This window comes from Stappia sp. ABD4_338 (genome assembly GCF_056312175.1).
This window is the reverse complement of sequence record NZ_CM149982.1, coordinates 35,855-55,506: the sequence shown is the minus strand read 5'-3', so window position 1 is coordinate 55,506 and position 19,652 is coordinate 35,855. Positions and strand designations below refer to the sequence as shown.

The 19,652-nt window shown below is 66.3% G+C and carries 16 protein-coding genes; 13 read left to right on the top strand and 3 right to left on the bottom strand.

What is annotated here, in order from left to right; all coding sequences use genetic code 11:
- Positions 1–38 precede the first annotated feature (38 nt).
- Positions 39–419, top strand: a complete 381-nt coding sequence (locus ACYX4S_RS00225; protein ID WP_476361449.1) for a RidA family protein — start codon at positions 39–41, stop codon at positions 417–419.
- Between the two features lie 210 nt (positions 420–629).
- Positions 630–1,973, top strand: a complete 1,344-nt coding sequence (locus ACYX4S_RS00220) for an 8-oxoguanine deaminase (protein ID WP_476361448.1) — start codon at positions 630–632, stop codon at positions 1,971–1,973.
- A 49-nt stretch (positions 1,974–2,022) separates the two neighbouring features.
- Here ACYX4S_RS00220 and ACYX4S_RS00215 read toward each other — a convergent pair whose 3' ends face one another.
- The gene (locus ACYX4S_RS00215; protein ID WP_476361447.1) at positions 2,023–2,496 is read right to left on the bottom strand and encodes a hypothetical protein; all 474 of its coding nucleotides are present in this window, start codon (positions 2,494–2,496) and stop codon (positions 2,023–2,025) included.
- Positions 2,497–2,636: 140 nt separating this feature from the next.
- Here ACYX4S_RS00215 and ACYX4S_RS00210 point away from each other — a divergent pair, with 140 nt between their 5' ends.
- Positions 2,637–3,440 carry a creatininase family protein gene (locus tag ACYX4S_RS00210; RefSeq protein WP_476361446.1) on the top strand — a complete coding sequence of 268 codons (804 nt, stop codon included), beginning with the start codon at positions 2,637–2,639 and terminating at the stop codon, positions 3,438–3,440.
- A 5-nt stretch (positions 3,441–3,445) separates the two neighbouring features.
- Here the strand turns inward: ACYX4S_RS00210 and ACYX4S_RS00205 are convergent, their stop codons facing one another.
- Positions 3,446–3,793, bottom strand: a complete 348-nt coding sequence (locus tag ACYX4S_RS00205) for an ArsC family reductase (RefSeq protein WP_476361445.1) — start codon at positions 3,791–3,793, stop codon at positions 3,446–3,448.
- A gap of 133 nt (positions 3,794–3,926) precedes the next feature.
- On the opposite strand from ACYX4S_RS00205, the gene ACYX4S_RS00200 reads away from it, so the two are divergent.
- The 8 genes from ACYX4S_RS00200 to ACYX4S_RS00165 all read left to right on the top strand — a co-directional run bounded on the left by ACYX4S_RS00200 (position 3,927) and on the right by ACYX4S_RS00165 (position 15,362).
- Entirely contained in the window at positions 3,927–5,639 is a 1,713-nt protein-coding gene (locus ACYX4S_RS00200; RefSeq protein ID WP_476361444.1) for an adenylate/guanylate cyclase domain-containing protein, read from the top strand.
- 55 nt (positions 5,640–5,694) lie between these two features.
- Positions 5,695–6,855 carry an acetylornithine deacetylase gene (gene argE, locus ACYX4S_RS00195; protein WP_476361443.1) on the top strand — a complete coding sequence of 387 codons (1,161 nt, stop codon included), beginning with the start codon at positions 5,695–5,697 and terminating at the stop codon, positions 6,853–6,855.
- A gap of 362 nt (positions 6,856–7,217) precedes the next feature.
- The gene (locus tag ACYX4S_RS00190) at positions 7,218–8,795 is read left to right on the top strand and encodes an ABC transporter substrate-binding protein (protein WP_293722633.1); all 1,578 of its coding nucleotides are present in this window, start codon (positions 7,218–7,220) and stop codon (positions 8,793–8,795) included.
- 129 nt (positions 8,796–8,924) lie between these two features.
- Positions 8,925–9,902, top strand: coding sequence for an ABC transporter permease (locus ACYX4S_RS00185; RefSeq protein ID WP_293722630.1), 978 nt, complete (start codon positions 8,925–8,927; stop codon positions 9,900–9,902).
- A 12-nt stretch (positions 9,903–9,914) separates the two neighbouring features.
- The gene (locus ACYX4S_RS00180) at positions 9,915–10,886 is read left to right on the top strand and encodes an ABC transporter permease (protein WP_476361442.1); all 972 of its coding nucleotides are present in this window, start codon (positions 9,915–9,917) and stop codon (positions 10,884–10,886) included.
- A 25-nt stretch (positions 10,887–10,911) separates the two neighbouring features.
- Entirely contained in the window at positions 10,912–11,901 is a 990-nt protein-coding gene (locus tag ACYX4S_RS00175; protein WP_293722625.1) for an ABC transporter ATP-binding protein, read from the top strand.
- Positions 11,898–12,950: an ABC transporter ATP-binding protein gene (locus ACYX4S_RS00170; protein ID WP_476361441.1), complete on the top strand. Its 1,053-nt coding sequence runs from the start codon at positions 11,898–11,900 to the stop codon at positions 12,948–12,950. Before ACYX4S_RS00175 ends, ACYX4S_RS00170 begins: the two co-directional genes overlap by 4 nt.
- A 147-nt stretch (positions 12,951–13,097) precedes the next feature.
- Positions 13,098–15,362, top strand: coding sequence for a heavy metal translocating P-type ATPase (locus tag ACYX4S_RS00165; RefSeq protein WP_476361440.1), 2,265 nt, complete (start codon positions 13,098–13,100; stop codon positions 15,360–15,362).
- Between the two features lie 3 nt (positions 15,363–15,365).
- On the opposite strand, the gene ACYX4S_RS00160 is transcribed toward ACYX4S_RS00165, so the two are convergent.
- A complete protein-coding gene (locus ACYX4S_RS00160) occupies positions 15,366–16,973 on the bottom strand; it encodes an asparaginase domain-containing protein (RefSeq protein WP_476361439.1) in 1,608 nt (535 codons plus the stop codon).
- A 323-nt stretch (positions 16,974–17,296) separates the two neighbouring features.
- On the opposite strand from ACYX4S_RS00160, the gene ACYX4S_RS00155 reads away from it, so the two are divergent.
- Positions 17,297–18,004: a hypothetical protein gene (locus ACYX4S_RS00155; protein ID WP_476361438.1), complete on the top strand. Its 708-nt coding sequence runs from the start codon at positions 17,297–17,299 to the stop codon at positions 18,002–18,004.
- A gap of 209 nt (positions 18,005–18,213) precedes the next feature.
- Positions 18,214–19,641 carry an aldehyde dehydrogenase family protein gene (locus ACYX4S_RS00150; protein WP_476361437.1) on the top strand — a complete coding sequence of 476 codons (1,428 nt, stop codon included), beginning with the start codon at positions 18,214–18,216 and terminating at the stop codon, positions 19,639–19,641.
- Positions 19,642–19,652 lie beyond the last annotated feature (11 nt).

Genomic DNA, 19,652 nt, shown 5'->3' with positions numbered 1-19,652 from the left:
TCCGCGGCCTCACGCTGCGGCAGGAGAAAGGACCCCGGATGAAGCCCATCACCCCCTCGACGATCGCCCGCCCCTTCGCCCGCTACAGCCATGCCATGGAGGTGCCGGAAGGTTCCAGGCTGGTTCTGTGCTCCGGGCAACTCGGGATGGACGTGGACAAGGGCATTCCGGCCGATGTCGAGGGTCAGGCACGGCTCTGCTTCCAGAACATCGGCAAGATCCTTGCCGAGGCCGGCATGGATTTTTCCAACCTCGTGCGCATCAACGCCTATGTGACCGGGCGCGAGCACATGGCAGGCTACATGAAGGTTCGCGACGAGTTCACGCAGGATCCCCCGCCCGCCTCGACGCTCATGATCGTTTCCGGCTTCACGCGGGAGGAATTCGTGGTCGAGGTCGAGGTCATCGCCGCCGGATAGGGTGGGACACGCGTTGCCTCGTTGCCGCTTCGGCGCGGCCTCTGCTATTCTCGTATTGCCGTTCGGAGCGCCTTGAGAGCGTCCCGAACGGCGGTGCGTTTCCGCGCCTTTCGGCCGGAACGCATCTTCGCGCAACACCCTGTGCGGAACTCGGGCGGCCGGCGGTCGCTATCCAAGCCTGCAGGTACCCAGCCAACAGGACGCAACCCCATGCGCACTTGGATCAAGACGCCGCTTGCCGTTCTCGCCGAAAACGCGGCCGGCGGCATCGTCATCGAGGACGGGCGGATCACAGAGATCCTACCCTCGGGCGCAACACCGTCGTCGCCGGTGGACGAAACCTTCGACGCCTCGTCCCACGTGGTCATTCCCGGCCTCGTGAACACACACCATCATTTCTTTCAGACACTGACGCGTGCCCACCCCAGCGCCATCAACAAGGAACTTTTCCCCTGGCTCGAGGCGCTCTACCCGATCTGGGCCAGGAACGTGACCCCGGAGACCTTCCGCCTCGGCACGCGCCTGGCGCTCACCGAACTGCTCATGTCCGGCTGCACCACGGCCGCCGACCATCACTATCTCTTTCCGCAAGGCCTCGAGAACGCCATCGACATCCAGGTGGAGGAAGCCACCCGTCTCGGCATCCGCATGACCGTCACCCGCGGTTCCATGAACCTGAGCCAGAAGGACGGCGGCCTGCCGCCGGACAGCGTCGTCCAGGACGAGGACACGATCCTCGCCGACTGCGAAAGGGTGCTTTCGCGCTACCATGACGTTTCGGAAGGCGCTCAGATCCAGGTCGCGCTGGCGCCCTGCGCGCCCTTCACCGTCACCAAGCGGCTCATGCGCGAGAGCGTCTCGCTGGCCGAGCGGTTCGACTGCCGCCTGCACACCCATCTCGGCGAAACCGTCGACGAGGACGACTACTGCCTGCATCACTTCCAGTGCCGCCCGGTCGACTACCTGGAGGAATGCGGCTGGCTCAACGAGCGCGTCTGGCTCGCCCATGGCATCCATTTCACCGACGACGAGATAAAGCGCCTAGGCCACGCCTGCGTCGGCGTCTGCCACTGCCCCACGTCCAACATGACGCTGGCCTCGGGTCAGTGCCGCACAAAGGAACTCGAGGCGGCCGGCTCCCCGGTCGGCCTCGGCGTCGACGGCTCCGCGTCCAACGACAATTCGAATCTCATGGAAAGCCTGCGTCACGCGCTGATGATCAACCGGCTGACCTATGACGCGGCGAGCGTCACGCATTTCGATACCTACCGCTGGGCGACGGAAGGCTCCGCACGCTGCCTGGGACGCAAGGACATCGGCGCGATCGAGATCGGACGGCAGGCGGACCTGGCCTTCTACACGCTCGACGAACTGCGGTTCTCGGGGTCGGGGGATCCGCTCGCTGCCCTCATCCTGTGCGGCGCGCACACCGCCGACCGGGTGATGGTCGGCGGAGACTGGAAAGTCGTCGACGCGACCCCCGTCCACATGGACATCGCGCGGCTGCGTCACGAGCACGGCGAGGCGGCAAGACGCTTCCTGGAAGCACTCTGACGGCAGCCCCATGGGCGCTGACGCCCGCCGCAAAGGGAAATCGGGAAGCTCAATCCTCGCCGGCGGGCCGCTCCCCGGGCAGCGCAGGCGCCGACGGTCGTGCGTCCGCGCCTGAATGCTTCCCGTAAGCAACGAGCGCCACCCTCAACGCCGCCGGGGACGGCGCGGTGGAGGTCGGACCTGTTTCCGCCGGGCTCGCCCCATTCTCCCGCGAGGCAGCGGTATCGTCACTACCGTCCGGGTGCTCCCCGTCCGGAGAACCCTCGCGCCGGTCACGCCCGCCTTCGCCCGGATCGTCTTCCGGTTCGAAACGGGCTCCGACGCGCGCGGCAATCGCCGCCTCGACACGCGCGACCGCGGTGACCACCCGGGCACTGGAGACGAGCTCGCGTTCTTCGACACTCAGATCGTCGCCGACACCCAGACTTTCGGTCGCCGAGGCGATTCTTGCGGGCGGACGCAGGGCATCGGGGCCGGACCGTGCGGTTTCCACACCGGTCGAGGGAGGCGGCGAGACGATCATGAACACGCACTCCTGCCGGTTGGGTTCAAATGCGGTACGACGATACCAGCCCGGTGACGGGCGCGCAAAGCAGCGCTATGGTCTCGCGACCGCGCGGCCTTCTCCGCGCCCTTCCCTTCACCAGACAGCCGGATCCCGACATGACCGATCTTCCCCGCCGTTTCTGGCACGAGATGAGCGCCTACGACTTCGCCAATGCGGACACGTCCGACTGGATCGCCGTGTTGCCGGTGGCTGCCATCGAACAGCACGGGCCTCACCTGCCGGTCTTCACGGACACCTGCATCGCGGAAGGCCAGATCGCCCGTGTCACCGAGTTGCTGCCGCATGATCTTCCCGTCACGTTCCTGCCCGTGCAGGCCGTGGGCAAGTCGAACGAGCACATCTCCTCGCGCGGCACCCTGACGCTGACCTGGGAGACCGCGACGCGGGCCTGGGAGGAAATCGGCGAAAGCGTTCATCGTGCCGGTGTGCGCAAGATCGTGATCGTCACCTCCCACGGCGGAAACGTGCCGCTCATGGACATCGTCGCCCGCGAATTGCGCGTGAAGTTCGACATGCTGGCAACCGCCACCGGCTGGTCCCGCTTCGGCCAGCCGCACGGCCTGTTCCCGGCCGAGGAGTTCACCTACGGCATCCACGGCGGCGACATCGAGACCTCGATCATGCTGCACCTGCGCCCGGACCTGGTGAAGATGGAGCGCGCCGCCGACTTCCACTCCACCCAGCTCGACTTCATCAAAGAGTTCAAGCATCTGCGCGGACATGGGCCGGCCCAGTTCGGCTGGAAGGCGCAGGACCTCAATCCCGCCGGCACCGTCGGCAACGCCGCCGCCGCGACCGCTGCCAAGGGTGAGGCCTCCCTCGACCATGCGGCGAAGGGGTTCGTCGAGCTTCTCCAGGACATCCACGCCTTCGATCCGGCGCGTCTCTGGAAGCCGTAATACGATCAGCGAAGCGTCGACCAGGAGGCGGGTTCGAAACCGATCAGCCACTGGTCGCCGGCGTTGAGGATCGGGCGCTTGATCGCCGAGGGATTGTCGAGAAGAAGCGCCAGGGCGCTGTCCTTGTCGGTCACCGCGTCGCGGTCGGCCTCCGGAAGCCGGCGCCACGTGGTGCCCTTCCGGTTGATCAATGCCTCCCAGCCGAAGGCGTCGGCAAAGCGCTCGAGCAGGGCACGGTCCAGGCCCGCCTTGCGGTAATCGTGGAAGACATGCCCGACGCCCTGCGCGTCGAGGAAGGCGCGAGCCTTTCGCACCTTGTCGCAATTCGCGATGCCGTAAAGCGTGACGGACATGAATGGTCTCCGGGAACCTGATTGGCACTTGCGCGCAGCGTCTCAAACGGCTGCAAGATAGCAGGATGGCGAGACGTGCCGGCATCGGTCAAGCTGCCCGGCCCGAGAGACACGGAAGAGCAGGACGGACGCGATGACGAAGACGCCGAAACAGGCCACCGCCGATCGCTCGCCCCTGCGCCAGAGGCTGCGGCTGGCCAGCGGCCTGGTGCTGTTCGCCTTCGCGCTGACCCATTTCCTCAACCACGCGCTCGGGCTGGTTTCGCTCGAGGCGCTGGAGGCGGGCCGCCGGATCTTTCTCGCCGTCTGGCGCAATCCGCTCGGCGAGGCCGTCCTCTTCCTCTCCCTGCTCACCCATGTCGCTCTCGCGCTGTGGAAAACGGCGCGCCGGCGGACCTTCCGCCTGCCGGCGTGGCAGTGGGCCCAGCTTCTTCTGGGCCTTTCGATACCCTGGTTGCTGATTCCCCATGTGATCGGCACCGGCGTCCTGTCCGACCTGTTCGACTATGACGACACATATCGAAACGTGCTCACCATCCTGTGGCCGGGCGTCGCGCTGAACCAGACGGTCCTGATGCTGCTCGTGTGGGCGCACGCCATGATCGGGCTGCATTTCTGGCTGCGTACCAGGCCAGGGTACGCTCGCTTCAGGGCCTCGCTTGCAGCCTTCGCGCTTCTGGTTCCCGCCCTCGCCTCCGCCGGCTGGATCGGCGCGGCGCGGCGCTTGCGCCTGACGGACAACGTTCCCTTCCCCCTCACCGGCGAGATGACCTCCTTCTCCGATCCGCTGATCCTCGAGCTGCGCATCGGCTTTCTCGCGCTCATCGGGCTTGTCCTTGCCGTGCTCGTCCTGCGCCTGGCGTTCGGAAAGATGCGGCGCACGATCGAGATCACCTATCCCGGCGGACGTACCGTGAAGGTCGTACCCGGTCCGACGCTGCTCGAGATCTCGCGCATGAACGCCATTCCCCATGCGGATGTCTGCGGCGGGCGGGCACGTTGCTCCACCTGTCGTTGCCGGATCATGACGGGGCTTGAAAGCCTGCCCGCGCCAAGCCCGACGGAAGCCAGGGTGCTCGCCCGCATCGGGGCCGCCGATGACGTGCGCCTTGCCTGCCAGATCCGGCCAACCGCATCGCTTGCCGTGGTTCCGCTGATCCCCGCGCAGACGCCGCGCAACCGCATGACGACGAAGGGCGATGCCTATTACTGGGGCGTCGAGCAGCCCGTCGCGGTTCTGTTCGTCGACTTGCGAAACTTCACCGGCCTCGCCGAGGCGCGCCTGTCCTACGACGTGGTCTATCTGCTCAATCGCTACCTGGGCGCCACCGCCCGTGCGGTGGAGGCGCACGGCGGCTATGTGGACAAGTTCATCGGCGACGGCGTGATGGCCATCTTCGGGATGCGGGACGGACTGGCCGCCGGCGCGCGCGGTGCGCTTGCGGCGACCTTCGCCATTCGCCAGGCCATCGACGCGCTCAACGCGGAACTGTCGGGACAGCTCGAGTCCCCGTTGCGAATCGGGATGGGACTGCATTGCGGGCAGGTGATCCTGGGACGCATCGGCGCCGCCGACGGCAGCGGCACCAGTGGCGCCAGCGCACGCATCACGGCGCTTGGCGACGTGGTGAACATCGCCAGCCGCCTGGAAACCGCCACCAAGGAACTCGCGGTTTCCCTCGCCGTCTCCCAGGACGTCATGGACGCCGCCGGCCTTCACTGCGCATCGGGCAAGGAAACCGAGATCGCGATCCGGGGACGCAAGGAACCCTTGCGAATCTTTGCCCTCGACCCGCCGACGGCATTCGCCGATGCTGACAGGGAAGAGCGCGAACGCGTCGCATGACCATCGGCCCCGTATTCCGACGGGGCTCCGCACCACAGACATGGAACCAGACCAGATGCCCACAAGGTATTCGGCGCGCGACATGCTCGCCCGCCTCGTCGCCTTTCCCACCGTTTCCTCCCGCAGCAATCTCGACCTGATCGCCTTCGTCGAGGACTATCTCGCCGATCACGGGGTTACCTCGACCCGCGTCACGGACGAGACCGGCGACAAGGCCGCCCTTCATGCCGTGATCGGCCCGCAGGTTGACGGCGGCATCGCCCTGTCCGCTCATACCGATGTCGTGCCGGTCGAAGGACAGGCATGGTCTCGCGATCCGTTCACCCTGGAAGAGGAGAACGGCCGGATCTACGGACGCGGCACCTGCGACATGAAGGGCTTCGCGGCCCTGGCGCTGGCCGGCGTGCCGGATATGCTGGCTGCCGACCTCAACCGGCCGATCCACATCGCCCTGTCCTACGACGAGGAGGTCGGCTGCCTGGGCGCGCCGCCCATGATCGAGTCCATGCTCGCGTCGGGCCCGCGTCCCGCGACCGTGATCGTCGGCGAGCCGAGCTCCATGCAGGTCATCACGGCCCACAAGGGCACGGCGGTGATTCGCGTCACCGTGCACGGCCACTCGGTCCACTCCAGCCAGTGGGACCGTGGCGTCTCGGCCGTGGCCGCGGCGGCGCGCATCGTCGCCTGGCTGGACGACCAGACGCGCGCCAACCAGGCGGCCGCCGACCCTGAACTCGCGATGGATCCCCCCTTCACGACGCTCCATTGCGGCACCATCGAGGGCGGAACGGCCGCGAACATCGTCTCGCGCTCCTGCAGCTTCCACTGCGACATCCGCACGATTCCCGGCGAGACGCTGGAGATGTGGATGGAACGCCTGCAGGACTTCGTCGACACCCGGATCGTGCCCGGCATGAAGGCCGTACATCCGGAAACCGGCGTCGACATCGAGCTTCTCGCCTCCGTTCCCGGCCTCGCGCCCGAGGACCACGGGAAGGCGGAAGAGATCGCCCGGCGCCTGACCGGCGACAACGGCCGGCACATGGTCGTCTACGGCACCGAGGCGGGACAGTTCCAGGCGCGCGGCATTTCGGCGGTGGTATGCGGCCCCGGCTCGATCGACCAGGCCCACCAGCCGGACGAGTATATCGAAACCACACAGCTTGCCGCAGGGGAACAATTCATCAGGCGACTAGTCGCGGATATGTCGAGGTAAATCTTTCCCTCCAACCGCTTATTCGGGATCACTTTTTGCGCTTTTCCCCGGCGCGTGCGGAATTCGCAAGCCGATGCTGGACGACGGCTGCACGTATTGCTTAGATGGTCCGCAGGACTTGCCGGAAAGGCGGTTCCTTCCTTTCGGTCGATCGACGTTCCGCAACGCGGACCCGAAACGGCCCGACGGACGCGAGCGGACGGAAGGGAGACGACAGGGCGGGCTTCGCGGACAACGTGCCGCGGGCTTCCTTCGGGGCCGCATCGGCAAGATGTGGGGGCGCGAGTTCCCCACTCGACTGCGATCCACGAAATGTCATTCCACAGAATGTCATCAAGACATCACGAGGGGACAACATGCACATGATGAAACTGACAGCCGCAGCGGCCCTCGCGGTCTCGCTGATCGGCTCCTCGGCCCAGGCCGAGACGCTGAAGTTCGCGTTCCAGGGCACGTTGAACCAGCTTGACCCCTATTCCCTGAACGAGACCTTCACGCTCAGCTCGCTCGGCAACACCTACGAGGGACTGACCCGCCGCGGCCCCGATCTCGAGATCGAGCCCGCGCTGGCTGAAAGCTGGGAGATCGTCGACGACAACCGCTGGCGCTTCCACCTGCGCAAGGGCGTGAAGTTCCACAACGGCAACGATTTCACCGCCGATGATGTGATCTTCTCCGCTGATCGCGTGCGCTCCGAGGGCTCCGATCTCACGACCCGCATCAATGCGCAGGTCAAGGTCGAGAAGGTCGACGACTACACCGTCGACTTCGTTCTGCCCGGGCCGAACCCCATTCTGACCTACGAGTGGGACACCTGGTACATCATGGACAAGGAGTGGACCGAGGCGAACGACGCCGTGAAGGTCACCTCGGCGTCCGACACGACCCCGAACTACGCGTCGCTGCATGCCAATGGCACCGGTCCCTACAAGATCATGAGCCATGAGCCGGGCGTCCGCACGATCTACGAGAAGAACGACGATTACTGGGGCAAGATCGACGGCAACATCGACCGCGTCGAGTTCACTCCGATCGGCTCCGACGCCACCCGCGTCGCGGCGCTGCTCAGCGGCGAGCTGGACATGGTCTACCCGATCCCGGTGCAGGACATTCAGCGCGTCGACAACAACGCCGGCACCAAGGCGCTGACCGGACCGGAGCTGCGGACGATCTTCCTCGGCATGGACCAGAAGCGCGACGAGCTCCTGCATTCGAGCGTGAAGGGCAAGAACCCGTTCAAGGACGTGCGCGTGCGCAAGGCCTTCTACCAGGCTATCGACATGAACGCGATCCGCGACAAGGTCATGCGCGGCATGTCGAACCCGACGTCGCTGCTGATCTCGCCGCTTCTGTTCTCGCGTTCCGACGAGTTCGAGCGCTGGCCCTATGATCCGGAGGCCTCCAAGGCGCTCCTGGCCGAGGCCGGTTACGGCGACGGCTTCTCGGTTGCCATGGACTGCCCGAACGACCGCTACGTGAACGACGAGGCGATCTGCCAGACGGTGGCCGCCTTCCTCGCCCGCGTCGGCATCAAGGTCGAGCTGAACGCCCAGCCGAAGGCCCAGTACTTCGCCAAGGTTCTGGCCTCCAACGGCTATGACACCTCGTTCTACCTGCTCGGCTGGACCCCGAGCTCCTTCGACAGCTGGAACGTTCTCACGAACATCACCGGCTGCCGTGACGACAAGGGCGTCGGCGGACCGTTCAACCTGGGCGGCTACTGCAATCCGAAGATCACCGAGCTTTCGGAGCAGATCCTGGTCGAGAACGACGCGACCAAGCGCGACGCGCTCATCGCCGAGGCCTTCACGATCCTGCACGAGGACGTCTCCCACATCCCGCTTCACCAGCAGAGCCTGGCCTGGGGCGTGTCGGAGGATGTCTCCCTCGTCCAGCGCGCGGACAACCAGTTCATGTTCCGCTGGGTCGTGAAGAAGTAAGACCGGACCTGTCCCAAGGACATGGTCCCGGCCCGGCGGAGCAGCGCCGCCGGGCCCACGCGTCAACGGGCCCGGCGAGTTTCCGCCGGCCCGTAACCGTTGGTGCGCTGCCGCAGGATTGCGTCTCTCATGCTAGCCTTTACGATCCGCCGTCTCCTCCAGGCCGTCCTGGTGATGATCACGGTGGCCCTCATTTCGTTCACACTGTTCCGCTTCGTCGGCGATCCCGTGAACCAGATGGTGGGCATCGAGACAACGCCGGAACAACGCGAGGCGCTGCGCGAGCGGCTGGGTCTCAACGACCCGGTCATCGTCCAGTTCGGCCGCTTCATGGTCAAAGCCGCCCAGTTCGACTTCGGCACGTCCTACCAGTTCCGCCAGCCGGTCGCGGAGTTGATCGGCCGGCGCCTTCCGGCCACGCTCGAGCTCTCGGTGGTGTCCGCCCTGTTCGCCCTTCTCGTCGGCATACCCATGGGCGTCTACACCGGCCTCAACCGGAACAGCGTGCTGTCGAAACTCTTCCTGTCGGTCTCGCTGATCGGCATATCCCTGCCGACGTTCTTCATCGGCATCCTGCTGATCTTCCTGTTCTCCGTGACCTTGCAATGGCTGCCGAGTTTCGGCCGTGGCGAGGTCGTGGACTTCGGCTGGTGGAACACGGGCCTGCTGACCTGGAGTGGACTGAAGGCGCTGATCCTGCCCTCCATCACGCTCGGCCTGTTCCAGATGACGCTCATCATGCGTCTGGTGCGCTCCGAGATGCTCGAGGTGATCCGTACGGACTACATCAAGTTCGCGCGCGCTCGGGGCCTGCGTCAGCGCAGCATTCACTTCCGCCACGCCCTGAAGAACACGCTCGTGCCGGTCATCACGATCACCGGCCTGCAGCTCGGTTCGATCATCGCCTTCGCGATCATCACGGAAACCGTGTTCCAGTGGCCGGGCATGGGGTTGTTGTTCCTGCAGTCGGTGCAGAACGTCGATATCCCCATCATGGCGGCGTATCTGATGCTGATCGCCTTCATGTTCGTGACGATCAACCTGATCGTCGATCTTCTCTACTTCGTCGTCGACCCGCGCCTGCGCGGCGAGCGGTCGACCCACTGACGGAACCCGGACATGCCTCTAGCCACCGGAACGGAAGCAGAGACGGAAAAGCCGGAGCAGGCCACGCCGGCGAAAGGGGCCCTGGCCCGCTTTCTCGACAGCGACATCCTGTACTCCTTCCTGCATTCCAAGGTGACCATCGTTTCCGCGATCGTGACCTTCGCCTTCTTCTTCGGCGCGCTGTTCGCGCCGCTGATCGCGCCGCATGATCCCTTCGACCTCGCGAGCCTGTCGATCCTGGATTCGCAGCTTCCCCCCGTCGGGATGGAAGGGTCCAACCCCAGCTACCTGCTGGGCACGGACGACCAGGGACGCGACATCCTCTCGGGCATTCTCTACGGCGCGCGCATCTCGCTCGCCGTCGGGTTCTTCTCCGTGGCGCTCGCGGCGGTCGTCGGCGTGCTGCTCGGCCTCATCGCCGGCTATGTCGGCGGCAAGGTCGACGCGATCATCATGCGTATCGCCGAGGTGCAGCTCACCTTCCCCGCGATCCTGATCGCGCTTCTGGTGGATGGTGTCGCCCGCGCGCTGTTCGGCAACCTCGACCGGGAGCGGTTCGCCTTCTGGATCCTGGTGTTTTCCATCGCGCTGTCCTTCTGGGTGCAGTTCGCGCGCACGGTGCGCGGGTCGACGCTGGTGGAACGCAACAAGGAATACGTCCAGGCCGCGCGCCTGATCGGCATTCCGCCGTTCCTCATCATGATCCGCCACGTGCTGCCCAACGTGGTCGGCCCGGTGCTGGTCATCGCGACGATCAACCTCGGCCTCGCGATCATCACGGAGGCCACGCTGTCCTTCCTCGGCGTCGGCATTCCGCCCACCCAGCCCTCTCTCGGCACGCTGGTCAGGATCGGCAACGACTTCCTGTTCTCCGGCGAGTGGTGGATCGCCATGTTCCCGGGCCTCGCGCTTGCCATCCTCGTTCTCGCCGTGAACCTTCTCGGCGACTGGCTGCGCGACGCGCTCAACCCGAAGCTCCGGTAACGGCCGGCAAGAAAGACGACGGACGATGACCGAAACCCCGCTCCTGTCCGTGCGCGACCTGCGCGTCGAGTTTCCGACGCGCAGGGGCGTGCTCACCGCCATCAACGGCGTTTCCTTCGACCTGAAGGCCGGCGAAGTGCTCGGCATGGTGGGTGAATCGGGCGCCGGAAAGTCCATCACCGGCACCGCCGTGATCGGCCTTCTCGAGCCTCCCGGACGCATCGCCGGAGGCGAGATCCGCCTCAAGGGCGAGCGCATCGACAACATCTCTCAGCCCGCCATGCGCAAGATCCGCGGCAAGCGGATCGGAATGATCTTCCAGGATCCGCTCACGAGCCTCAATCCGCTGCTCACGGTCGGAAACCAGATCATCGAGACGATCATGACCCATCTGCCGGTCTCCGAGCGCGAGGCACGGGACCGGGCGGTCGCCCTGCTGGAGGAGGTGGGCATTCCCGCCGCCGCCGCCAGGCTCGATTCCTATCCGCACCAGTTCTCGGGCGGCATGCGCCAGCGCGTCGTGATCGCGCTCGCGCTTTGCGCCGAACCCGAGTTGGTCATCGCCGACGAACCGACCACCGCGCTTGACGTGTCGGTGCAGGCGCAGATCATCCGCCTGCTGCAGCGCGTCTGCCGCGATCATGGCACCGCCGTCATGCTCATCACCCACGACATGGGCGTGATCGCCGAGACGGCCGACCGCGTCGCCGTGATGTACTCCGGCCGCATTGCCGAAATCGGACCGGTGCGGGACGTCATCAAGTCGCCCAGCCACCCCTACACGGTGGGCCTGATGGGCGCGATCCCCTCCCTGACCGGCGAGACCGAGCAGCGCCTGACGCAAATCCCCGGATCGATGCCGCGTCTCGACTCGATCCCCAGGGGCTGCGCCTTCAACCCGCGCTGCGCCTACACCTTCGACCGGTGCCTTGCCGAGAGGCCCGATCTCATGCCTGCCGGCGACAGTTTCGCCGCGTGCTGGAAACTCGTTGAACCCGAGGGAGCTGCCGGATGAGCGCGCTCGCCACCAATAATCCCGCCACGCCCGAGACCGGCGACACCGCCACGCCCGTGGTCGATGTCAGCGGTCTCGGCAGGACCTTCGACGTGTCCAAGCCCTGGCTGAACCGGGTTCTGGAGCGCCAGCCGCGCGCCCTCCTGAAGGCCGCGCAGGACATTTCCTTCACCATCGGCCGGGGCGAGACCTTCGCGCTTGTCGGGGAATCCGGATCGGGCAAGTCCACGGTCGCCAAGATGGTGGTCGGCCTGCTGGCCGCCAGCACCGGCACCATCCGCATCGATGGCGTCGACATGCGCCAGCGCGCGCAGACCGGTGCCGAAATGCGGGACCTGCGCCGCCGTATCCAGATGATTTTCCAGGATCCCTACGCCAGCCTCAATCCGCGCTGGCGAGTGGACCGGATCATCGCGGAACCCATCCGCGCCTTCAAGCTGGAGACGTCCGAGGCCGCGATTTCCAAGCGCGTCGGCGAGTTGCTCGAACTGGTGCGCCTCCACCCGCGCGACGGCGCCAAGTATCCGCACGAGTTCTCCGGCGGTCAGCGGCAGCGCATCTGCATTGCCCGCGCGCTCGCCTCCAAGCCGGAATTTCTGGTCTGCGACGAACCCACCTCGGCGCTCGACGTATCGGTGCAGGCACAGATCCTGAACCTCATGCGCGACCTGCAGGACGAGTTCAGTCTCACCTACCTGTTCATCAGCCACGATCTTGCCGTCGTGCGCCACATGGCCAAGCGCATCGGCGTCATGTATCTCGGCCGGCTTGTCGAGGTCGCGGACGCGGCCGACCTCTTCGCCAATCCGCGCCATCCCTATACGCGGATGCTGCTGGCAGCGATTCCCGACCTCGAGATGACCGGTATTCCGCGCCGGGCCGTGGAAGGCGAGATCCCCAATCCCATCAACCCGCCCCCGGGCTGCGCCTTCCATCCGCGCTGCCCCCTGGCGAACGAACGCTGCTCGCGCGAGCTTCCCGCGTTCCTGGGATCGGGGCTGACGGGCGTTGCCTGCCACGCGGTCGAGGAAGGGCGTACGGAGGCCTGACGGGATCCCGCCGGCGAAAGAAAAACAGGCCCACCGGCGGGACTTGACCTTCCTGTCACTGGAACGCCTATATCCGGCTCAATGGTAAAGCGGCCGCCGCGGATACACCGCTCCGGTCCGCCGCTCTCCCTACCGCCGGAGGTTTTCATGTCCGAGGCCCTTGCAAAGGCCGATCATCCCGACGCCGCGAGCGCCGAGGCCGTTTCGTCCCCCGCCATTCTCCAGTTCGACATCGGCGGCATGACCTGCGCCGCCTGCTCGGCACGCATCGAGAAGGTTCTCACACGGATGCCGGGCGTTGTGCGCGCCAACGTCAACCTGCCGCTGGAAACCGCGACGGTCGAGACAGACGGCACGCTCGACGCCGGGGCGATCGAGGAAAAGGTCGCGGCAACCGGGTACAGCGCCGCCATTCGCGAAAGCGGCTTCGCCGCCGAGGCACGACGCCAGGAAGAGGCCGACGCCCGGGCCGCCCGCGTCATGCGCCGCGATGGTGGCCTGCTGGTCCTTTCCGCCCTTCTCAGCGCGCCCATGGTCGCCTCCATGGCGTCGATGGTCGCCGGCTACCCCTTCATGATCCCCGGCTGGGCGCAGGCCGTTCTCGCCACAATCGTGCAGATCCTCGTCGGCAACCGCTTCTACATCGGCGCCTTCAAGGCCGTGCGTTCGGGCTCGGCCAACATGGACGTTCTGGTGGCCCTGGGCACGTCGGCGGCCTGGGGCTATTCCATGATTCTCACCGTCCTTGCCTGGCCGGGAGAACCCGGACACCTCTATTTCGAGGCCTCCGCCGTCATCCTGACCCTGATCCTTTTCGGCAAGCTGCTCGAGGCACGCGCCAAGCGCAGTACGACCGCGGCCGTCCGTGCCCTCTCCGCCCTGCGCCCCGAGGAGGCGAACCGCATCGGCGCCGACGGCGAGACCATCGAGACCGTCTCCGTCGAGGCGCTGTTTCCCGGCGACCGCGTTCTCGTGCGCCCCGGCGAGCGCGTTCCCGCCGACGGTCGTATCATCGAAGGATCAAGCGAACTGGACGAGGCTCTCGTCACCGGCGAGAGCGTTCCGGTCGCCAAGCACGCGGGCAACGACGTCACCGGCGGAACCATCAACGGCTCCGGCGGCCTGACCGTGGAAGTGACCGCGCTCGGGTCGGACAGCAAGCTCGCCGCCATCATCCGCCTCGTGGAAAGTGCCCAGGCCGCCAAGGCTCCGGTGCAGAAGCTCGTCGATCGCGTGTCGGCCGTGTTCGTGCCGGTGATCCTCGCCATCGCGGCCATCACCTTCGCCGCGTGGTGGTTCTCCGGCGCCGATCTCGACGCGACCATCGGTGCCACCGTCGCCGTGCTCGTCATCGCGTGTCCCTGCGCGCTCGGCCTGGCCACACCGACGGCCCTCGTGGCGGGAACGGGAGCGGCGGCGCGCGCCGGCATCCTGATCCGCGACATCGAGGCCCTGGAAGTGGCTCACACGGTCGACACGGTGATCTTCGACAAGACCGGCACGCTGACGGTCGGCGAGCCGCGCCTGACCGACATCCGTTCCTTCGACAAGAACGAGGAGCGCATGTTGCGCATCGCGGCGAGCGCGCAGCTTCCAAGCGAACACCCGCTCGGCAAGGCCGTGGTCGAGGCCGCGCGGGAACGCGGATTGTCCCTGTCGCGTCCGACCTCCTTCAGGGGCGTTCCCGGCCAGGGCATCGTCGCGGAGATCGCCGGCGAGACAGTCCTCATCGGCAACTCGCGCATGATGGAGGAGAACGGCATAGACACGTTCCTCTCGCGCCAGATCTCGCGCGAGCTGGAAGGGCAGGCCAAGACCTGTTCCACCATCGCGATCGCCGGGCGCGCGGTCGGCGTCCTGGCCATGGCCGACACGCTGCGCGCCGAGACCCCGGCCGCGCTGGACCGCCTCAAGGCGCTCGGCATCGACACGGTCATGCTGACCGGAGATACCGAAGCGGTCGCGCGGGCCATCGCGTCCGGCCTGCCCATCGGCGACGTGATCGCCGGTGTGCCGCCGGAGGGAAAGGCCGAGACGGTGGCGCGGCTGACGAAGGAAGGCCGGCATGTCGCCATGGTCGGCGACGGCGTCAACGACGCGCCCGCCCTGGCCGCGGCCCATATCGGCGTCGCCATGGGCTCCGGCTCGGCGGTTGCCATGGAGACCGCCGGCATCACCCTGATGCGCCCGCGCCCGGATCTGGTCGCGGACGCGCTGGTGGTCTCGCGCGCAACCGTGCGCAAGATCCGCCAGAACCTGTTCTGGGCGTTCATCTACAACGTGATCGGCGTGCCGCTGGCGGCCTTCGGCCTGCTGACGCCGGCGATTGCCGGCGCCGCCATGGCGCTCTCCTCCGTCTCGGTCGTCAGCAACGCCGCGCTGCTCAGGCGCTGGAAACCGAAGGCGAAGTAACCGCTATCCCAGTTGCGGCGGCGTTCCGAGGAGCGTCGCCGTGACCCGGGCGTTGTGATAGTCGTAGACGTAAAGTGCCAGTGAGCCATCGCTTGCCGATCCTGACAGGATCAGCGCCGAATAGGCCTGGCCCACCGAATGGTCCTGGGTTGCCCAGACCGGAGCGTTCGTGCGGTCGTAAACGACCAGATTGCCGTCATCCTGCATGACGAGACGTACCGGCGCCTTGATGCTGCCCGCAAGCGGCTTCCACAGGGTGTTTCCCTTGTCGTCGGTCAGCACCGGCCCATCGTCGGGATCGTTGACGAGCGTCGCGCTTCCGTCCAGCGCGGCGATCGACTGTCCCGCCAGCAGGAAGCCCTTTGCGCGCGCGTCGAGCCGGTTGACCCCCATCATTTCGCCGGCGAGCGGCGTTCGCATCAGCGTCTCGATGTCGCCCTGCGTCCAGCCGTTGCCGTTGTAGTCGGCAAGCGCCAGAAGGATCAGCAGCTTGGCCTGGGTGGCGGGGCCCGCCATGTCATAGTTGCCGATGGCGCCGGCATCCGACAGCCAGGATCCGGCCGCATAGGCGGTCGAGTTGACGATGCCGCCGATCACCTGCGTGCCCGCGACGATCACGGTGCCCGCGTCATGCGCCTGTTTGAGCACCTTGTAGACGGCACCGCTTTCCGCATCCGAGGGATCGCCCGAGGGGAAATTCCCCTCGCCGTACCCTTCGAGGAACACGCCCTTCACCCGGCCATTGTCGGCGGAAAGCGCTGCCTGCAGCATGTCGGCCAGCGCGCTTGTCGCCGGGCTGGCGGAAGCGTTGTATTGCGCCGGAAAAGCCGGGAAGACCAGGACATCCGCCTTGTCGATCGACGCGGCGACATGAGCGAGCTGGTTCTGCAGCGCGGCCAGCGGTCCCGCATTGTCGAGTGCGAGCGAGGACAGATAGGGGGCGGGCGGCGCATAGGCATTGGCCAGATAGGGCTCCAGGCCGATCTCGCCGAGGATCGGATAATCCGGCGTGGTGAAGGCGGGAAACAGCGACGCATTGGTCTTCAGCGTCCTGTTGCCGAGCATCAGCTTGTCATCGAAAAAGAGGCCCACCGCCGGAAGCCCGGACCGCATGGTCTCGATCCCGCCGAGGACGTTGCGCAGCGCGTCGGTGTCGTAGTTGATCGCCAGTTGAGACGTCGGCGTCGGGCGGAAAAACAGCGGAAGCTGCGAACCGGTCACGACAACCGGCTTGGAGAGGATCGCGGTGGCATAGCCGGCCCTGTCGAGGCCCGTGAGCAGGAACGACAGGGCGGAGGCGGTCCATGCCATCGTGTCCGTTCCGTGCAGCACCATGAAGGCGTCGTGGTTGCCGTAAAGCGCGGTGTCGCCGGGCGCCCCCACCAGCCGTTGCGCGATCCCGCACCAGTCGGACGGTTGCAGGTTGGTGCTGTCCAGCGTCGGGTCCAGCCAGTCGTAGGACACGCTCGCCCCGGGATAGCGCGCCAGGATCGTCGGCTCGACGAGGCTCCGGAACGCATCGCAGAAATCCTGCCCGGAAAGAGGCGCGAGCGGATCGTCCACGGAGCCGATGGTTCCGCCCGTGTAGAGAATACGAATGTTGAACGACATGAGTGTTCCCTCCTGATGGCCTCCCGCCCCTGGCGGAACCGGTCGTCCGGTGAATGCCCCGCGCCGGCCGATCCGGCAAGCATCACATATTCAGACGGTGCACTGTGCGATGGCCTCACAAAACTGACGTAGCGTCTCCTTGATAATACACTCTTATGGTGCAATATTCACGGCAATGTTTACTTAAGATGGAAATTGACCGTCACCCGCGGGACAACGGCGGCGGCCTCAGGATTGCTCCCCCCGCTCCGCCGCCGGGGCGGATGGCACGGCCATCACAACCGGCCGGGAAGGGAGACGCGGCGCACAGCGGAGGATCGACCATGGCACTTCACCCCAGGTTTTCCGGCATGCCCCACCCTGAGGACGAACGGCTGCGCGCCGTTCTCGACCAGGCACACGTCATTGCCCCCCAATCGGTCCTGGTTGTCGACAGGGCCACCGGCAAAACCGTCTATATCCAGAAATACGGGCCGACCCAGGCCAACACCGGCCCGACGGTCTATGCGCCGGCAACCGACAACAGCGGCTACTTCATGTCGTACCGCTTCCAGCCCAACAACAACTGCTACAACTACAGCTGCGACATCGCCAGCAACTCCTTCGCGCAGCCCGGTCGGGCCAATGGCATCTTCCTGAATTTCCCGCCGACGGGCACCGCCGTCGTCACCGGCGCCCAGGCGGACGGCCTGCAGTGGATCGGAACGACCTACCCCTCGTCGAGCTATCTCAACTCGTCGTCCGGGCACCCGGTCTGCCTGCTGATTTCCGACGCGGACACAAGCCTTGGCTGGCCGGGCGACTATCACTGGGTGCGCTTCGACCAGAAAAGCCAGTCCTGGTCCCAGAAGGATGGCGGCGATCAGGTGACCGACTTCGACTTCGCCGGCAACCCGATTTCCGATCCGGCCACCGCCAACTGGACGGTGAACCAGGGTCCGACCGCGCAGTCTTCCGGCAAGGACGTGGTCGCCAACTACGCCTTCTACGGCTATCTGTTCGTCCCCCATTCGGGTGTCGGCATCCTCTGACACGAAGACCCGTGCCGATGAGCCGGAGGGATGCGGACGAAAACACCGCCCGTACCCGCCCGGTCGCGCCGTCGCAGCCACTTTTTTTGCCGCAACGCCTTGACCTTCCCCGTTTGGTTGTCCGAGATCGGTGGCCTCACCACAAGGGAGCATCCCGTCGTCACGGGACCGGCATCCCGGCCCTTCCGCCTTTCCAAGAGGACATGACCATGACCGTGCACGCGAACCTGATCGCCGGCGAGTGGCGCGAAAGCGCCCGAACCACGGAGAACGTCAATCCGTCCGACACGTCCGACGTGATCGGCACCTATTGCCAGGGCGGCCCGGAAGACGTCGACGATGCGGTCGCGGCAGCCCGCGCGGCCCAGCCGGCCTGGGGTGCGGCAAGCCCGCAGGTTCGCCATGACGTTCTGGAAGCCGCCGGCGCCGCGATCATGGCGCGCAAGGAGGAGATCGGCCGCCTGCTCTCCCGCGAGGAGGGCAAGACGCTTGCCGAGGGCATCGGCGAGACGGCACGTGCCGCGCAGATCTTCAAGTTCTTTGCCGGAGAGGCTCTTCGCAACGCGGGCGACGCGCTCGCCTCGGTACGTCCGGGCATCGACGTGACGATCGAACGCGAGGCCGTCGGCGTCATCGGCATGATCACGCCCTGGAATTTCCCCATCGCCATTCCCGCGTGGAAGATCGCTCCCGCGCTTGCCTACGGCAACGCGGTGGTCCTGAAGCCCGCCGATCTCGTCCCGGGATGCGCTTGGGAGATCGCGAACATCCTCAAGGATGCAGGCTGCCCGGACGGTGTGTTCAACCTCGTCATGGGGCGCGGTTCGGTCGTCGGCGCCCGCATTGTCGAGCATCCCGGCGTCGACGCGATCAGTTTCACCGGCTCCGTTCCCACCGGGCGGGGCATCGCGGTCGCCTGCGCGGAAAGCGGCAAGCGCGTCCAGCTCGAGATGGGCGGCAAGAACCCGATGGTGGTTCTCGATGACGCCGATCTGGATATCGCCGTTTCCGCCGCCGTGAACAGCGGCTTCTTTTCCACGGGCCAGCGCTGCACCGCAAGTTCCCGCGTCATCGTGACGGCAGGGATCCACGACCGCTTCCTGGAGAAGTTCGCCGAGGCGACAAAGGCGCTGAAGGTGGGCAACGCGCTCGACTCCGCCACGCAGGTCGGACCGGTCGTGGACGCCCGCCAGCTCGAGGGCAACCTCGGCTACGTGGACATTGCCCGCGAGGAGGGCTGCGAGGTCATCGGCGGCGAGCGCATCGAGGGGCCCGGCTTCTTCCAGCGTCCGGCGATCTTTGCCGGCGCACGCAATGACATGCGCGTGTGCCGGGAGGAAATCTTCGGGCCCTGCGTCTCCGTCATCAAGGTCGCCGACTACGACGAGGCCCTTGCCGTCGCGAATGACACCGACTTCGGACTGTCGGCCGGCATCTGCACCACGTCGCTCAAGGCGGCGACCCACTTCCGCAAGAACTCCAAGGCCGGCATGGTGATGGTCAACCTGCCGACGGCCGGTGTCGACTACCATGTCCCCTTCGGCGGCCGGAAGGGCTCCAGCTACGGCCCGCGCGAACAGGGCACCTACGCCCGCGAGTTCTACACCATCGTCAAGACGGCCTATATCCAGGCCTGAGGGCTGCGGCA

Bases quoted from the DNA above. Each gene is read 5' to 3' on its own strand.
- ACYX4S_RS00225 (WP_476361449.1), top strand. From the start codon at position 39: ATGAAGCCCATCACCCCCTCGACGATCGCCCGCCCCTTCGCCCGCTAC.
- ACYX4S_RS00220 (WP_476361448.1), top strand. From the start codon at position 630: ATGCGCACTTGGATCAAGACGCCGCTTGCCGTTCTCGCCGAAAACGCG.
- ACYX4S_RS00215 (WP_476361447.1), bottom strand. From the start codon at position 2,496: ATGATCGTCTCGCCGCCTCCCTCGACCGGTGTGGAAACCGCACGGTCC.
- ACYX4S_RS00210 (WP_476361446.1), top strand. From the start codon at position 2,637: ATGACCGATCTTCCCCGCCGTTTCTGGCACGAGATGAGCGCCTACGAC.
- ACYX4S_RS00205 (WP_476361445.1), bottom strand. From the start codon at position 3,793: ATGTCCGTCACGCTTTACGGCATCGCGAATTGCGACAAGGTGCGAAAG.
- ACYX4S_RS00200 (WP_476361444.1), top strand. From the start codon at position 3,927: ATGACGAAGACGCCGAAACAGGCCACCGCCGATCGCTCGCCCCTGCGC.
- argE (WP_476361443.1), top strand. From the start codon at position 5,695: ATGCCCACAAGGTATTCGGCGCGCGACATGCTCGCCCGCCTCGTCGCC.
- ACYX4S_RS00190 (WP_293722633.1), top strand. From the start codon at position 7,218: ATGATGAAACTGACAGCCGCAGCGGCCCTCGCGGTCTCGCTGATCGGC.
- ACYX4S_RS00185 (WP_293722630.1), top strand. From the start codon at position 8,925: ATGCTAGCCTTTACGATCCGCCGTCTCCTCCAGGCCGTCCTGGTGATG.
- ACYX4S_RS00180 (WP_476361442.1), top strand. From the start codon at position 9,915: ATGCCTCTAGCCACCGGAACGGAAGCAGAGACGGAAAAGCCGGAGCAG.
- ACYX4S_RS00175 (WP_293722625.1), top strand. From the start codon at position 10,912: ATGACCGAAACCCCGCTCCTGTCCGTGCGCGACCTGCGCGTCGAGTTT.
- ACYX4S_RS00170 (WP_476361441.1), top strand. From the start codon at position 11,898: ATGAGCGCGCTCGCCACCAATAATCCCGCCACGCCCGAGACCGGCGAC.
- ACYX4S_RS00165 (WP_476361440.1), top strand. From the start codon at position 13,098: ATGTCCGAGGCCCTTGCAAAGGCCGATCATCCCGACGCCGCGAGCGCC.
- ACYX4S_RS00160 (WP_476361439.1), bottom strand. From the start codon at position 16,973: ATGTCGTTCAACATTCGTATTCTCTACACGGGCGGAACCATCGGCTCC.
- ACYX4S_RS00155 (WP_476361438.1), top strand. From the start codon at position 17,297: ATGGCACTTCACCCCAGGTTTTCCGGCATGCCCCACCCTGAGGACGAA.
- ACYX4S_RS00150 (WP_476361437.1), top strand. From the start codon at position 18,214: ATGACCGTGCACGCGAACCTGATCGCCGGCGAGTGGCGCGAAAGCGCC.